Genomic DNA, 14,388 nt, shown 5'->3' with positions numbered 1-14,388 from the left:
AAAATCCGGATGCTTATTGGAATGTGCCGATGCGCTTGAGGTTGCCGAAGTTCATCCATACCAGGAAGGCCTTGCCGACGATGTTCTGGTCCGGAACAAAGCCCCAGTAGCGCGAATCGAGCGAGTTGTCGCGGTTGTCGCCCATCATGAAATAGTGGCCCTCGGGCACCTTGCACACCACGCCCTCGACACTGTAACGACAATTTTCCTGGTTCGGGAACTGCATGATCTCGACCTCGGAAAGCCCTGCGCGGCGCGTGTCGTCGTTGAGCAGGCGATGCTCCTTGCCGCCCAGATCCTCGGTGTACTGCTTGAGGTAACGCATCGTCTCCTCATCGAAGTAGTCGGGAATCGACACCTTGGGGACCGGCTCGCCGTTGACCGTGAGCTTCTTGTTCAGGTAGGCGACCTCGTCGCCCGGCACGCCGACCACGCGCTTGATGTAGTCCATGCTCGGCTTGGGCGGATAGCGAAACACCATGACGTCGCCGCGCGCCGGCGGGCGGCCATCCGTGATCTTGGTGTTGCTGACCGGCAGCCTGAGCCCGTAGACGAACTTGTTCACCAGGATCAGGTCGCCCGTGAGCAGTGTCGGCATCATCGAGCCCGACGGGATCTTGAACGGCTCGAACAGGAACGAGCGCAGCAGGAACACCGCGAGGATCACCGGGAACAGCCCGGCGGTCCAGTCCAGCCACCACGGCTGCATGATCAGGCGTTCGCGGGCCTTGGTGTCGACCGTGTCGACCTGCGTGATGCCCTGGCGTGCCAGCTCCTCGCGCCGCTGGGCCAGCGAGGCGTCGAGCGCCTCGGCCGCGCGGGCGCGCTTCGGCAGGAAATAGAAGCGCTCCGCCAGCCAGAAGAGGCCGGTGACCACGGTCGCCAGGAACAGCAGCAGTGCGAAGTTGCCTTCGACCACGCCGAAATACCAGGCGCCGATGTAGCCGACGAAGGCCGCGAGAATCAGGGAAGTGAGAAATGCCATCTTAGTTTTCTTGTGTGCTGCGCGACCCATGGCCCACGAATCCGTCGCTTCGGGGGTGGTCCATCAGTCCTCTACCTGCAGGATGGCGAGGAAGGCCTCTTGCGGGACCTCGACCGAGCCGATCTGCTTCATTCTTTTCTTGCCCGCCTTCTGCTTCTCGAGCAGCTTCTTCTTGCGGGTGATGTCGCCGCCGTAGCACTTGGCGAGCACGTTCTTGCGCAGCGCCTTGATTGTCTCACGCGCAATGATGTTGGCCCCGATGGCCGCCTGGATCGCGACGTCGAACATCTGGCGCGAGATGATCTCGCGCATCTTCGACACCACGGCCCGGCCGCGGTACTGGCTCTGGCTGCGGTGGACGATGATCGACAGCGCGTCGACCTTCTCGCCATTGAGCAGGATGTCGACCTTGACGACATCCGAGGCCCGGTATTCCTTGAACTCGTAGTCCATCGAGGCGTAGCCGCGGCTGACCGACTTCAGCTTGTCGAAGAAGTCGAGCACGATCTCGCCGAGCGGCATCTCGTAGGTCAGCATCACCTGGCGGCCGTGGTAGGCCATGTTGAGCTGGACGCCGCGCTTCTGGTTGGCCAGCGTCATCACGGCGCCGACGTATTCCTGCGGCATGTAGAGATGCACGGTGACGATCGGCTCGCGGATCTCGGCCATCTTGCCGACGTCGGGCATCTTCGACGGGTTCTCCACCATCATCACTTCGCCGTCGTTCTTGACCACCTGGTAGACCACGCTGGGCGCGGTCGTGATCAGGTCCTGGTCGAACTCGCGCTCCAGCCGCTCCTGCACGATCTCCATGTGCAGCAGGCCGAGGAAGCCGCAGCGAAAGCCGAAGCCCAGCGCCTGGCTCACTTCGGGTTCGTAGCGCAGCGAGGAGTCGTTGAGCTTGAGCTTCTCGAGCGCGTCGCGCAGCGAGTCGTACTCGCTCGCTTCGGTCGGATAGAGGCCGGCGAACACCTGGGGCTGGATCTCCTTGAAGCCGGGGAGCGCCTCGGTCGCGGTGGCCGCGGCGCCGCCGGTGCCGGGCTTGATCAGCGTCACGGTGTCGCCGACCTTCGCGGCCTGCAACTCCTTGATGCCCGCGATGATGTAGCCCACCTCGCCGGCCTCGAGCGAGGCTCGCGGCTCGTTGGCCGGGGTGAACACGCCGATGTTGTCGGCGTTGTACATCGCACCCGACGCCATCATCTTGATGCGCTCGCCCTTGACCAGCCGGCCGTCGACCACGCGCACCAGCATCACGACGCCGACGTAGGGATCGAACCAGCTGTCGACGATCATCGCGCGCAGCGGACCGTCGGGGTTGCCGCGCGGCGCCGGCATCCTGGCGACCACGGCCTCGAGGATTTCCTCGATGCCCATGCCCGTCTTCGCGGAGCACGGGATCGCATCGGTCGCGTCGATGCCGATCACGTCTTCGATCTCGGTGCGCGCGTTGTCGGGGTCCGCGTTCGGCAGATCCATCTTGTTGAGCACCGGCACCACCTCGACACCGAGGTCGAGCGCGGTGTAGCAGTTGGCCACCGTCTGCGCCTCGACACCCTGGCTCGCATCGACGACGAGCAGTGCGCCTTCGCATGCGGACAGCGAGCGGCTCACTTCATAAGAGAAGTCGACGTGCCCCGGCGTGTCGATCAGATTGAGGTTGTAGACCTGTCCATCCTTGGCCTTGTAGTGCAACGCGGCAGTCTGTGCCTTGATGGTTATCCCACGCTCTTTCTCGATGTCCATCGAGTCCAGAACCTGCGCTTCCATCTCGCGCTCGGCGAGACCGCCACAGCGTTGAATCAAGCGATCGGCAAGCGTCGACTTGCCGTGATCGATGTGCGCAATGATCGAAAAATTTCTGATGTGATTCATCAACGGGAACGCTTAAGTACTTGAATTGGCTCGTGCGCAGAAGGCGACAGGCAAGAAAAAAGGGCGCGTCCCCAAGAGACGCGCCCTGAACCAACAAGCAATGGCAACTGCAGTAGTTGGGACTTCATTGTAGGCAAAAAGGGGGGCGCGTACAGCCGGGCCAAAGCCCGGGAGGGGTCGTTGCAGGTCAGCAACATGCGACTTATGAACAACTTATCAACAGGATCGGTGGAGCAATCGCTTAACAACTTGTGGGCGAACTGTGGAGCGCCGGTGGACGGGCAGCGGGTATCTCGCATCGTGAAGCACCTCGGATCGCTTATGCGACGAGTGGGGTCCGGAGGAGCTCTATTCTACCGAAATTCATCGTTAGAGGCCTTTTAAGTTAGTGATCGCCAACCAAAATCGATCACGCGAACTGTCAAAAAAATTTCTTGGACGGTGCGGTTGACGCGCGACAGCGGCCAAAAAATGGCCCCAAACCCGACTGCGGGGTGGGGCCACTTGACGCCTGAATGGCCCCCACGCTCCCCCACTTCATGTGGGTCGCTGCCCCCCGAGGGGGCCGCAGGCCGGCTTGAGAGCGGCCCGGCACCGGCCTGGCCCGATCAGCGAGCCGGCCGGAGCAGCGCGTACTGGGCCCAATCGCCCCGGCGGAACAGCAGACTGACCGGCTTGCTCTTGTCGGCCTTGGCGAGTGCGGCGTCGAATTCCTTGAGATTCGCAACCTCTACATTGCTCACCGCCAGCACCACATCGCCTTCGCGCAGCCCTGCGCGAGCGGCCGCATCGGTGGCGGCATCGATGCGCACGCCGCCCTTGAGCTTGAGCTCCTTCTTCTGCGCTTCGGTGAGATCACTGAGCGCGAGCCCCATCGATTTGGCGGCAGCCGAAGCCGAGGGCTTCGCTGCAGGTTCGTTGCGATCGGCCGCGACCTTCGCCGGCTTGTCGGGTTCGATCTCCGCGATGGTCACGTTGATGTCGCGCAAACTGCCGCGACGGAAGACGGTGATCGAGCTCTTGGTACCGGGCTTGGTGTTGCCCACCAGGCGCGGCAGGTCGCTCGGCTTCTCGATCGGCTTGCCGTCGAACTTGGTGATGATGTCGCCGGGTTCGATGCCGGCCTTCTCGCCCGGCGAGCCGGACTCCACGCCGCGCACCAGCGCGCCTTGCGCCTTGCCCAGGCCGATCGACTCCGCCACATCCTTGGTGACCTGGTCGATCTGCACCCCGATGCGCCCGCGCGAAACGCGGCCCGAGGAGCGCAGCTGGTCCGCGACGCGGCTGGCCTCGTCGATCGGGATCGAGAACGAGATGCCCATGAAGCCGCCCGAGCGCGAGTAGATCTGGCTGTTGATGCCCACCACTTCGCCGCGCATGTTGATCAACGGGCCGCCGGAGTTGCCGGGATTGATGGCCACGTCGGTCTGGATGAACGGCAGGTAGTCGCCGGTGTCCCGCTGCTTGGCGCTGACGATGCCGGCCGTGACCGAGTTCTCGAGGCCGAAGGGCGAGCCGATGGCCATCACCCACTCGCCCACGCGCAGCTTCGACACGTCGCCGACCTTGACCGCCGGCAGGCCGGTGGCGTCGATCTTCACGACCGCGACGTCGGTGCGCTTGTCGGCGCCGATGATCCTGGCCTTGAACTCGCGCTTGTCGGTCAAGGTCACCAGCACTTCGGAGGCGCCGTCGACCACGTGCGCATTGGTCATCACGAAGCCGTCGGACGACAGGATGAAGCCGGAGCCGACGCCGCGTGGACGCTCTTCGTCGGGCGCCTGCGGCCGGTTCGGACGCGGACCCTGGCGCGGAATGCCCGGCATCGGCTGGCCGAAGAAGCGCCGGAAGAACTCCTGCATCTCCTCGTCGGGCTCGCCGCTGCCGCCGCTCTGGGCGACCTTCTCGATGGTGCGGATGTTGACCACCGACGGGCCGACCTGGTCGACCAGGTCGGTGAAATCGGGCAGGACCCGCGCCTGCGCGTGCACAGCCGTTGCCGGCAGCAGCGCGGTGGTCGAAGCGAGCGCGAACGCGCAGGCCATCAGGGCCGAACGGAAGGTGTTCCCCTTGATCTTGAGCATCATCGGTTTCTTTCGTTGGAGAGACAAAAACTGCCTAGCGCGAACGGACCAGGCCTCGCGCGAACGCATCCAGCGTCTGCGGCGGGACTTCGCCGACGGCGGTCAGCCACCAATCGCCATCCTTGTCCGTCATTCGACGCGTGAGCGTGTGAGTGGCACCCAGTGCGAGCAGCACTTCCTCGGGCTTGCGCTGCGCGTCGTAAGGCTCGATGAAAAGCGAGACCGTCGCCAGCCCGTCCGAGAAAGTCCATTGCATCGTATAGCCCTGTCCGTCGCCCCCCATCGGGCGGCGGAAGGAACTGACCGGCCTGAAGCCCGCCACCGGCTTGCCGAGCGCCCAGCCTTCGCGTTGCGCCGTGGTGCGCTCGAGCTCCGACTTCTCGACCCGGTAGCCCGCGGTGCTGCCCATCATCTGCGTCAGCGCGTGAATCTTGACCGGTGCATCGAGCTGGAGTTCGGAGAAGGCCGATTGCTCGATCACCTTGCTGTCGCGGTCGGTCGTCTGCAGCTTGATCACCAGGCCCGAGCGCCGCTCGCTCCAGACCCGGTAGCCAAAACGCAATGCGTCGCGCGGCTCGATCTGGATCACGTCGGCATCGAAGCCGGCCACCCGGTCCTTGCCGATCACGCGCACGCCGTAGGACTCGGCGATCGATGAATCGGGCATGCCCGACAGGTTCGGGAACAGTTCGAGGTTCTCGCGCTTCTCGCGCTTGACGATCTTCGACTCCGGCAGGAAGGTCACGACCTGGTCGTTGCGCCGGAAGGTCGAGCGCGGCGGACCCGACAGGGCCTCGATGCGCTCCATCTGGAGGTCGCCCTCGCACACATGCCAGATCCGTGCGCTCGACAGGTTGCCGGCCGGCACAGAGACCACGAAGGTGCCGACATAGCTGCGCTGGCGCGCGGCGGCATGCATGCGCTGCAGCCACTCGACCACGCCCATCGCGGGCGCGTCGCCGCCGGTCGCGCTGGGTACGCTCTGCACGGACGGCGAAGGGCTTCGGCCCTGGGCCAGCGACACCTGTGCCATGCACAGCGCGGCCACCAGAACCAGGAACCCGCGCGCGGAGATCGGCATCGAATGAGTCATCGCAAGGACTGACGGCGCGCGCGTCAGCGCGACGGCCGATCGAAGGTGGCGTTGCGCAGGAATCCCGAGGGCATCTGCGAAGCTCCTCCTGCCTGTTGGTGCGCTTCGAGCAACTGGTCCAGCCGCGGATCGCGCAGCATGACCTGCGGATTGCCGCTGCCGATCGTGACCCGGGTCGATGCGAAGTTCGGGGCCGCCTGAGTCGGTGCCTCGGCAGTGGCGAACACGGCCGGTGCTGCCTGCTGCAGCGCCAGTTGGGCGCCGGTGGGGCGGGAATCCGCAACGCCGACCCAGTTCCATCCGATCGCCGCAGCCGCCGCCAGCGAGGCCGCGCCGGCCACCAGCTTCCAACGGAACACCGGTTCGTTGGCGGCTTCGACCCGTCGCTGCACCACCCTGGGCTCCGGCGGCACCGGCAGCAGGGCCGGCACCACCGGCTCGGCCGCAAGACGGCTCTGGAAGCGCGACAGGAAGGTCGAAGTGTCGCTGCAAGCGGCGTGGCCACCCGAACGCAAGATGTCGCCCACCACGTGATAGGTCTGCCAGGTCGCGCGCAATTCGTCGTCGACGCAGAGGCGGCCGATCACCTGGGCGAATTCGTCGTCGCGCAAGTGGCCATCGGCGAGCGCGGAAACCTGCTCTTGGACTGTGTTTCTTTGGTTCATCTTGTTCACCTGCTTACCAACGCTTGCCCGACTGGTTGTCCAGCAAGGGCTTGACCCGGACCGAAATCGCTTCGCGGGCGCGGAAGATCCGCGACCGCACCGTGCCGATCGGACAGTTCATGACCTCGGCGATCTCTTCGTAACTCATGCCCTCGATTTCGCGCAGCGTCACTGCCTGCCGCAACTCGGCCGGCAACGCTTCCATCGCCGCTTCGACTGCAGCGGCGATTTCGTTGGCCGCCATCACGGATTCGGGGGTCTCGTCGCTGATTGGTTCGTTTCCGGGCCGGTAAGTTTCATCCTCGTCGTCAGAAGACGCTCGGAGGGCGCTTTCGGAGATGGTCGGGTCGCGCTTCATGTCGACCAGCGCCTTCTTGGCGGTGTTGACCGCGATCCGGTAGAGCCAGGTGTAGAACTGTGCCTCGCCGCGGAACTGGTGCAGCGCGCGGTAGGCGCGGATGAAGGTCTCCTGGGCGATGTCCTCGACCAGGTTGACGTCGCGCACCATGCGTCCGATCAGGCGTTCGATCCGTCGCTGGTACTTGATGACCAGCAGCTCGAAGGCCTTCTGGTCGCCCGCCACGGTGCGCTGGACCAGCTGGAAGTCGACCTCGCCCGGCCTGGCAGCGGCGGGCGCGTCGCCCGGACCGGTGTCCGGTGGTTCGGGAGGCAGCGAAGCGGTCATGGCGAGGGATGATGCGCCGAGCCGTCCGGACGAGGGACCGGCCCGGCCGCACCGGCGCGCGAATAGAGCGCGCGCCGCAGGTCGGGCCAGCGCTCCGGCATGGCCTGGCGGTCGAGCCAGATCCAGCGCCGTGCCCGGGCGGGCCCGGCCAGGCGCACCAGCAGCAGGGATTGCAGGTCGAGGGCGACGCTGGCGCGGGCCGCCCGTTGCGCAGCGCCGCCCGTGATCGCCCAGGCCTGACCGTCGAACTGGAGTTCCGCTGAAGCGGAAGAACGCAGGACGCCGGTCCAGCCGGCCGCCCCGGCAACGACGGCGCTGAAGGCCAGCATCGCCTGCCGCCAGTCGAGCTCGCCGCCCGATCGGACGCAAGCCAGCGTGACACAGCCGACGCCGAGCGCCCAGAGCAGCATCAGCAGCCGCTCCGCCTTGCGCGAACGCCCCACCGGATAGTTCACCGACGGGGCGCTGTGCATGGGTAGGGAAGTATCAAACGCGCTTGAACACCAGCGTGCCGTTGGTGCCGCCGAAGCCGAAGTTGTTCTTGACCGCGACATCGATCTTCAGATCGCGCGCCTCGTTGGCGCAGTAGTCGAGATCGCACTCCGGATCCTGGTTGAAGATGTTGATCGTCGGCGGGCTCTTCTGGTGATACAGGGCCAGCACGGTGAACACCGACTCGATGCCGCCGGCGCCGCCCAGCAGGTGGCCGGTCATCGACTTGGTCGAGTTCACGACCAGCTTGCGGGCATGCTCGCCGAAGGCGTTCTTGATCGCGTTGGTCTCGTTCAGGTCACCCAGCGGCGTCGAGGTGCCGTGGGCATTGATGTACTGCACCTGGTCGGCATCGACCCCGGCGTTGGCCAGCGCCATCGCCATCGAGCGGCGCGGTCCGTCGACGTTGGGGGCGGTCATGTGGAAGGCATCACCGCTCATGCCGAAGCCGGAGACTTCGGCGTAGATCTTGGCACCGCGAGCCTTGGCGCGCTCGTACTCCTCGAGCACCACGACGCCGGCCCCCTCGCCGAGCACGAAGCCGTCGCGGTCCTTGTCCCAGGGGCGCGAGGCGGTCCGGGGATCGTCATTGCGCGTCGACAGCGCACGCGCGGCGGCGAAACCGCCAAGTCCCAGCGGCGACACCGTCGATTCGGCGCCGCCCGCGATCATCACGTCGGCATCGCCATACTCGATCATGCGGGCGGAGATTCCGATCGCATGCAGGCCGGTGGTGCAGGCCGTGACGACCGCGATGTTCGGGCCCTTGAATCCATACTTGATGGAGACATGGCCCGAAATCATGTTGATGATGGACGCCGGCACGAAGAACGGCGACACGCGGCGCGGGCCGCGGTTCACCAATTCGGCGTGGGTGTCCTCGATCAGCGGCAGGCCGCCGATACCGGAGCCGATGTTGCAGCCGATGCGAACCGCATCTTCTTCGGACAGCGCATCGCCGGTCGGCAGCCCGCTGTCCTGCACCGCCTGGATGGCGGCGGCAAGCCCGAGATGGATGAAGCGATCCATGTGGCGCGCTTCCTTCTCGGGAATGTAGTCCTTGATGTCGAAACCCTTCACTTCGCCCGCAAACTTGCAGGAGAAGGCGCTCACATCGAACTTGGTGATGGTGTCGATGCCCGACTTCCCGGCCAACAGGTTGGCCCAGGATTCGGCAACGGTATTTCCGACAGGAGCGAGGCAACCGAGTCCGGTCACGACGACGCGGCGTTTGGTCATGCCGGCAAACCTTTCTGGGAAGCTGAGACCTCTGGCCGGTGCATGCAGGCGTGGAAGCCGCAGCCCGGAAGGACGGAACTCAGCGTGGCCAATCAGGCCTTTTGATTCTTGGTGGCGTAGTCGACGGCGTTCTGCACGGTCGTGATCTTCTCGGCGTCTTCGTCCGGGATCTCGATGCCGAATTCGTCTTCGAGCGCCATCACGAGTTCGACCGTGTCGAGCGAGTCCGCGCCGAGATCGGCCACGAAAGCCTTTTCGTTGGTGACCTGGGACTCTTCAACGCCGAGTTGTTCGGCAATGATTTTCTTGACACGTGCTTCGATATCGCTCATTTGGTTCCCTCTGAGGGTTGTATGTAATCAGTTGATTTTAGCCGGCCGCATTGTGGCATTTGCCGCACGGCCGCGGGTGAAAGGTCTTGCGCTCGGCGGGCTACATGTGCATGCCGCCGTTCACGTGCAGTTCCTGCCCCGTGACATAGGCGGCCTGGGGCGACGCCAGGTAGGCGACCGCGTGGGCGATGTCGGCGGGTTTGCCGAGATGGCCGAGGGGAATCTGGCCGAGCAGCGCCTGCTGCTGGGCCTCGGGCAGGCTGGCCGTCATGTCGGTCTCGATGAAACCGGGCGCCACGCAATTGACCGTGATGCTGCGGCTGCCGAGCTCGCGCGCCAGCGCCCGCGTCATGCCGGCCACGCCGGCCTTGGCGGCCGCGTAGTTGGCCTGGCCGGCATTGCCGGAGGCGCCGACCACGCTGGTGATGCTGATGATGCGACCGTATCGTTGCTTCATCATCGGGCGGATCACGGCGCGCGACAGTCGGAAGACCGCCTTCAGGTTGGTGTCGAGCACCGCATCCCAGTCGGCGTCCTTGAGCCGCATCGCGAGCGTGTCGCGGGTGATGCCGGCGTTGTTGACCAGCACGTGGACCGCACCGTAGACCTTGACGATCTCGTCGATCAGGGCCTCGACCGCAGCGCCATCGTTGACATCCAGCGCACAGCCTCGGCCATCGTAGGCAGCGAGTGCGGCGGTGATCTTGGCGGCGCCCTCTTCGGTGGTGCCGGTCCCGATGACCTTGAGGCCGCGCTGCGCCAGCTCGAGCGCAATGGCCGCGCCGATGCCTCGGGTCGCGCCGGTGACCAGGGCGATCTGGCCTTCGAATTTGGGATTGCTCATGGACTGAATCTCGAGACGGCGCGCTCAGGCGCCGAGCAGTTGCCGGGTTTCGGCGAGCGTCGCCGGATCATAGATCGAGGCCGCAGCCAGCGTCGGCGCGATGCGCTTGGCCATGCCGGCCAGCACCTTGCCGGGTCCGCACTCGACGATGGCTTCGACGCCGCGGACCTCGAGGGCCTGCACGGTTTCCACCCAGCGCACCGGACCCGCGGCCTGGCGCACCAGTGCGGCGCGGATGCGCTCGGCGTCGGTTTCGACCAGGACATCGATATTGTTGAGCACCGGAATCCGGGGCGCGGCAACGGAAACCGACGCCAGCCGCTCGCGCAGCGCCTCGGCGGCCGGCTTCATCAGGCTCGAATGGAAAGGCGCGGAGACCGGCAGCAGCAGCGCGCGCTTGGCACCGGCGGCCTTGAGGACTTCGCAGGCCTTGTCGACCGCGGCCTTGCTGCCCGCGATCACGGTCTGCATCGGGTCGTTGAAGTTCACCGCTTCCACGATCTCGGCGCTGCCGGGGCCGAAAGAGGCCGTGGCCTCGGCGCAGCCGGCCTTCACCTTGGCGGCGTCCATGCCCAGGATGGCCGCCATCGCGCCGACGCCGACCGGCACCGCCTGCTGCATCGCCTGGGCCCGGAAGCGCACCAGCGGCGCGGCCTGCGCCAGCGTCAGGACGCCGGAGGCCACCAGTGCCGAGTACTCGCCCAGCGAATGGCCGGCGAGCACCGACGGCTCGGCGCCACCTTCGGCCAGCCAGGCGCGCCAGGCCGCGATCGCCGCGACCAGCATCACGGGCTGCGTATTGGTGGTCAGGGCCAGGGTTTCCTTGGGGCCGTCGTGGATCAGGCGCGCGATGTCTTCATCGAGCGCATCGGAGGCCTCGCGCAGCGTGGCGGTCACGACCGGGTGATCGCCCCAGGCGTCGAGCATGCCGACCGCCTGCGAGCCCTGACCCGGAAAGACGAAAGCGAATGATTTCATGATGAGATGTGTCCGAGGCGCCGCTGCCCGCGTCGGGCAGCACGCTCTATCAATAGTTCAACAGCACCGCGCCCCAGGTGAAGCCGCCGCCGACGCCTTCCAGCATCAGCGTGTCGCCCTTCTTCACCTTGCCCGAGCGCACCGCTTCATCCAGTGCCAGCGGTATGGAGGCTGCCGAGGTGTTGCCGTGCTCGTCGACCGTCACGATCAGCTTGTCGCGCGGCAGCTTCAGTTTCTTCGCCGTGCCTTCCATGATCCGGATATTGGCCTGGTGAGGGATCAGCCAGTCGATGTCGGCCTCGGTCTTGCCGGCCTTCGCGAGCGTGGCGCGCGCGGCTTCCTCGAGCACTCGGACCGCCAGCTTGAAGACGGCCTGGCCGTCCATGTGCAGCAACGGCTTGCCGAGCACCTCGCCGCCCGACACGTGGCCGGGCACGCAGAGGATCCCGACATGCTTGCCGTCGGCATGCAGGTCGCTGGCGAGGATGCCCGGTTCGGCGCTGGCCTCCAGCACCACCGCACCGGCGCCGTCGCCGAACAGCACGCAGGTGGTGCGATCGTCGAAGTCGAGGATGCGCGAGAACACTTCGGCACCGACGATCAATGCGCATTTGGCGCTGCCGGTGCGGATCATGGCGTCAGCCACGGTCAGCGCATAGACAAAGCCGCTGCAGACCGCCTGCACGTCGAACGCCGCGCAACCCGCGATGCCGAGCTTGTGCTGGAGGATCGCCGCCGACGAGGGGAACACCATGTCCGGCGTCGAGGTCGCGACGATGATCAGGTCGATGTCGCTGGCGCTGCGGCCGGCGGCCTCCAGCGCATGCCTGGCCGCCTCCAGGGCGAGGTCGCTGGTCGAGACTTCGGGTGCGGCGAAATGGCGGGCCCGGATGCCGGTGCGTTCGATGATCCACTGGTCGGAGGTCTCGATGCCGCGGGCGGCGAGTTCCTTGGCCAGGTCGTCATTGGTCACTCGGCGAAGCGGCAGGAAGCTGCCGGTACCTGTGATGCGGGAATAAGGGGTCATCAGACGTGGAGCGCCGGTGCGTCGGCCGGCGCCGCCGGGTCTTGCCGCGCAAGCAATGGCGCGGCGTGGGCGATGCGGGCCCGCACGCGGTCGAGCAGGTTGTTGCGAGCGGCATCATAAGCGCGATCGAGGGCATGGCCGAAAGCCACGTCGTCGGCCGAGCCATGGCTCTTGAACACCAGGCCGCGCAGGCCCAACAAGGCCGCGCCGTTGTAACGGCGATGGTCCAGGCGACGTTTGAGCGCTTTTAGGACCGGATAGGAAACGATCGCCGCAAATTTACTGAAGATGCCATTCGAATACTCGATGCGCAGGAAGTCAACGATCATCGAGGCCACGCCTTCGGTCGCCTTCAATGTCACGTTGCCGACAAAGCCGTCGCAGACGACGATGTCGGTCGTGCCCTTGAAGATGTCGTTGCCTTCGACGTTACCGTAGAAGTTCAAATCCTGCGAATTGGCTGCTTTTCGAAGCAGTTGGCTCGCCTTTTTGATCGTTTCGCTGCCTTTGATGGCCTCTTCGCCCACATTCAGCAGGCCGACGCTGGGCGATTCGTTGCCCGTGAGCGCGGAAACCAGCGCCGACCCCAGCACCGCGAACTGCAGCAGGTCTTCGGCGTCGCAGTCGACATTGGCACCCAGGTCGAGCACCGTGGTGGCGCCACCCTTGCTGTTGGGCAACTGGGGGGCGATGGCGGGCCGATCGATGCCGTCGAGTGTCTTGAGCAGGTAGCGCGCAATCGCCATCAAGGCGCCGGTGTTGCCGGCCGAGATGGCAGCCTGGGCGGCGCCATCCTTGACCTGCTGGATCGCCACCCGCATCGAGGAATCTTTTTTCTTGCGCAGGGCGACCTCGATCGGATCGTCCATGCCCACCACCTCGCTGGCGCCGATGATCGTGGCGCGCGGGTGGGAGAAGCCCGCCAGCGCGGCCGGCGCGCCGACCAGCAGCAGCGACGCCTCGGCGTGACGCTCCAGGAATGCGCGGCAGGCCGCAAGCGTGACGCGCGGCCCATGGTCACCGCCCATGCAATCAACGGCGAGCGTGATCACGGACGGCGCAGGAACAAATACTGGAGGCGTGACCATCAAAACAAAGGCCCGACGCTACGCAATAAGTAGCTTCGGGCCTTGGCCTTGGAACGGAAGTCAGGCTTCGGACTTGGTCTTGAGGACCTTGCGGCCACGGTAGAAGCCGTTCGGGCTGATGTGGTGACGCAGATGGGTTTCGCCGGTGGTCGGCTCGACCGCGATACCGGGCACGTCGAGCGCGTTGTGCGAACGGTGCATGCCGCGCTTCGACGGCGACTTCTTGTTTTGCTGGACGGCCATGCTGGCTCCTGGAAGTATTGGGTGGGTTGGTGGGCATGCGGGGCGGTTCATGCTCCGGAGAGTTCGGCCAAAAACCGGAACTCTCTTCGAAAACATGCCCAGCGGCGCGCGCGAAGCCCATGATTATAGCCCATGCGCGGCAACAAGGCCAACCACCCCAAGCGGCGAGACTGGAATCAGGGCTTCCCGGGCTTGTCAGGCTTGCCGGAACGCAAGGCCCCGAGCACCGCGAACGGGTTGGGGCGAGCCGCTTCGGCGGAATCGAAATCAGGGTCGACCGCCGACATCCGGGTCGGCTTGGGGCACACCTCATGCCGCGGCGTGACCGGAAGCTCCATCAGCAGTTCGTCCTCGATCAACGCATGCAGGTCGAAATCGCGGCTGGCAACCAGCACATCCTCGTCGGCCGCCTCGTCCTCGGCGGCAGCGGCGGCTTCGTCGGCCGCAAAGCGAAACCAGCGGTCGACATTCAGGCCGATGTCGACCGGCGCGAGGCAGCGCTGGCAGATCAGCGGAACGCTCGCCTGCGCCGCCAGGTGCAGCCACGGGACCGGCGCACCGTCGGCGCCGCTGCGGGTCTGGCCGACGGCCTCCCAGCGGACCGTCGCGTCTGCGGACGGGTCGGCCAGTTCGGCGCTCAGGCGCTCGAAACCCGCCAGCGGGTCGTTTCCAGCAAGGGTCGCCGCCGCCTCGGCAAAGCCGTTCACGTCGAGTCGGCGGGGAGCAAATTCTTTGGTCATCCGCGCCAGTCTAAACCG

General features: G+C 65.7%; 15 protein-coding genes. All 15 read right to left on the bottom strand.

The window, feature by feature from the left end; translation table 11 throughout:
* Positions 1-13: 13 nt before the first annotated feature.
* The 15 genes from lepB to AC1DYK_RS17655 all read right to left on the bottom strand — a co-directional run bounded on the left by lepB (position 14) and on the right by AC1DYK_RS17655 (position 14,370).
* Positions 14-985, bottom strand: a complete 972-nt coding sequence (lepB, locus tag AC1DYK_RS17725) for a signal peptidase I (protein ID WP_478157310.1) — start codon at positions 983-985, stop codon at positions 14-16.
* A gap of 63 nt (positions 986-1,048) precedes the next feature.
* Positions 1,049-2,860 (bottom strand): translation elongation factor 4, encoded by a 1,812-nt coding sequence (lepA, locus tag AC1DYK_RS17720; RefSeq protein ID WP_478157312.1) that lies wholly within the window; start codon positions 2,858-2,860, stop codon positions 1,049-1,051.
* A 608-nt stretch (positions 2,861-3,468) separates the two neighbouring features.
* Positions 3,469-4,947 carry a DegQ family serine endoprotease gene (locus AC1DYK_RS17715; RefSeq protein ID WP_478167502.1) on the bottom strand — a complete coding sequence of 493 codons (1,479 nt, stop codon included), beginning with the start codon at positions 4,945-4,947 and terminating at the stop codon, positions 3,469-3,471.
* A gap of 31 nt (positions 4,948-4,978) precedes the next feature.
* Positions 4,979-6,037 carry a MucB/RseB C-terminal domain-containing protein gene (locus AC1DYK_RS17710; protein ID WP_478090714.1) on the bottom strand — a complete coding sequence of 353 codons (1,059 nt, stop codon included), beginning with the start codon at positions 6,035-6,037 and terminating at the stop codon, positions 4,979-4,981.
* A gap of 23 nt (positions 6,038-6,060) precedes the next feature.
* Positions 6,061-6,702, bottom strand: coding sequence for a sigma-E factor negative regulatory protein (locus AC1DYK_RS17705; protein ID WP_478167501.1), 642 nt, complete (start codon positions 6,700-6,702; stop codon positions 6,061-6,063).
* 13 nt (positions 6,703-6,715) lie between these two features.
* Complete coding sequence (rpoE, locus tag AC1DYK_RS17700; RefSeq protein WP_478090716.1) at positions 6,716-7,387, bottom strand: RNA polymerase sigma factor RpoE; 672 nt, start codon at positions 7,385-7,387, stop codon at positions 6,716-6,718.
* Positions 7,384-7,860: a hypothetical protein gene (locus AC1DYK_RS17695; protein ID WP_478167500.1), complete on the bottom strand. Its 477-nt coding sequence runs from the start codon at positions 7,858-7,860 to the stop codon at positions 7,384-7,386. The genes rpoE and AC1DYK_RS17695 overlap by 4 nt, the downstream gene beginning before the upstream one ends.
* A 13-nt stretch (positions 7,861-7,873) precedes the next feature.
* Positions 7,874-9,118 (bottom strand): beta-ketoacyl-ACP synthase II, encoded by a 1,245-nt coding sequence (fabF, locus tag AC1DYK_RS17690; protein ID WP_478167499.1) that lies wholly within the window; start codon positions 9,116-9,118, stop codon positions 7,874-7,876.
* Between the two features lie 92 nt (positions 9,119-9,210).
* Entirely contained in the window at positions 9,211-9,450 is a 240-nt protein-coding gene (gene acpP / locus AC1DYK_RS17685; protein WP_007830471.1) for an acyl carrier protein, read from the bottom strand.
* Between the two features lie 100 nt (positions 9,451-9,550).
* Complete coding sequence (gene fabG, locus AC1DYK_RS17680; protein ID WP_478167498.1) at positions 9,551-10,294, bottom strand: 3-oxoacyl-ACP reductase FabG; 744 nt, start codon at positions 10,292-10,294, stop codon at positions 9,551-9,553.
* A 24-nt stretch (positions 10,295-10,318) separates the two neighbouring features.
* Positions 10,319-11,272 (bottom strand): ACP S-malonyltransferase, encoded by a 954-nt coding sequence (gene fabD / locus AC1DYK_RS17675; protein ID WP_478167497.1) that lies wholly within the window; start codon positions 11,270-11,272, stop codon positions 10,319-10,321.
* Between the two features lie 49 nt (positions 11,273-11,321).
* Complete coding sequence (locus tag AC1DYK_RS17670; protein ID WP_478167496.1) at positions 11,322-12,299, bottom strand: beta-ketoacyl-ACP synthase III; 978 nt, start codon at positions 12,297-12,299, stop codon at positions 11,322-11,324.
* Positions 12,299-13,351: a phosphate acyltransferase PlsX gene (gene plsX / locus AC1DYK_RS17665; RefSeq protein WP_442286406.1), complete on the bottom strand. Its 1,053-nt coding sequence runs from the start codon at positions 13,349-13,351 to the stop codon at positions 12,299-12,301. Before plsX ends, AC1DYK_RS17670 begins: the two co-directional genes overlap by 1 nt.
* A 96-nt stretch (positions 13,352-13,447) precedes the next feature.
* The gene (gene rpmF / locus AC1DYK_RS17660; RefSeq protein ID WP_213959550.1) at positions 13,448-13,630 is read right to left on the bottom strand and encodes a 50S ribosomal protein L32; all 183 of its coding nucleotides are present in this window, start codon (positions 13,628-13,630) and stop codon (positions 13,448-13,450) included.
* 176 nt (positions 13,631-13,806) lie between these two features.
* Positions 13,807-14,370: a YceD family protein gene (locus AC1DYK_RS17655; RefSeq protein ID WP_478167533.1), complete on the bottom strand. Its 564-nt coding sequence runs from the start codon at positions 14,368-14,370 to the stop codon at positions 13,807-13,809.
* Between the last annotated feature and the right edge of the window lie 18 nt (positions 14,371-14,388).

It is taken from the genome of Variovorax sp. P2_H12, from assembly GCF_056403395.1.
Note: the sequence above shows the minus strand (reverse complement) of the source record. Positions and strands in the feature narration are given on the sequence as shown.

Coding starts and splice junctions, on each gene's coding strand:
- lepB (WP_478157310.1), bottom strand. CDS start 985: ATGGCATTTCTCACTTCCCTGATTCTCGCGGCCTTCGTCGGCTACATC.
- lepA (WP_478157312.1), bottom strand. CDS start 2,860: ATGAATCACATCAGAAATTTTTCGATCATTGCGCACATCGATCACGGC.
- AC1DYK_RS17715 (WP_478167502.1), bottom strand. CDS start 4,947: ATGATGCTCAAGATCAAGGGGAACACCTTCCGTTCGGCCCTGATGGCC.
- AC1DYK_RS17710 (WP_478090714.1), bottom strand. CDS start 6,037: ATGACTCATTCGATGCCGATCTCCGCGCGCGGGTTCCTGGTTCTGGTG.
- AC1DYK_RS17705 (WP_478167501.1), bottom strand. CDS start 6,702: ATGAACCAAAGAAACACAGTCCAAGAGCAGGTTTCCGCGCTCGCCGAT.
- rpoE (WP_478090716.1), bottom strand. CDS start 7,387: ATGACCGCTTCGCTGCCTCCCGAACCACCGGACACCGGTCCGGGCGAC.
- AC1DYK_RS17695 (WP_478167500.1), bottom strand. CDS start 7,860: ATGCACAGCGCCCCGTCGGTGAACTATCCGGTGGGGCGTTCGCGCAAG.
- fabF (WP_478167499.1), bottom strand. CDS start 9,118: ATGACCAAACGCCGCGTCGTCGTGACCGGACTCGGTTGCCTCGCTCCT.
- acpP (WP_007830471.1), bottom strand. CDS start 9,450: ATGAGCGATATCGAAGCACGTGTCAAGAAAATCATTGCCGAACAACTC.
- fabG (WP_478167498.1), bottom strand. CDS start 10,294: ATGAGCAATCCCAAATTCGAAGGCCAGATCGCCCTGGTCACCGGCGCG.
- fabD (WP_478167497.1), bottom strand. CDS start 11,272: ATGAAATCATTCGCTTTCGTCTTTCCGGGTCAGGGCTCGCAGGCGGTC.
- AC1DYK_RS17670 (WP_478167496.1), bottom strand. CDS start 12,299: ATGACCCCTTATTCCCGCATCACAGGTACCGGCAGCTTCCTGCCGCTT.
- rpmF (WP_213959550.1), bottom strand. CDS start 13,630: ATGGCCGTCCAGCAAAACAAGAAGTCGCCGTCGAAGCGCGGCATGCAC.
- AC1DYK_RS17655 (WP_478167533.1), bottom strand. CDS start 14,370: ATGACCAAAGAATTTGCTCCCCGCCGACTCGACGTGAACGGCTTTGCC.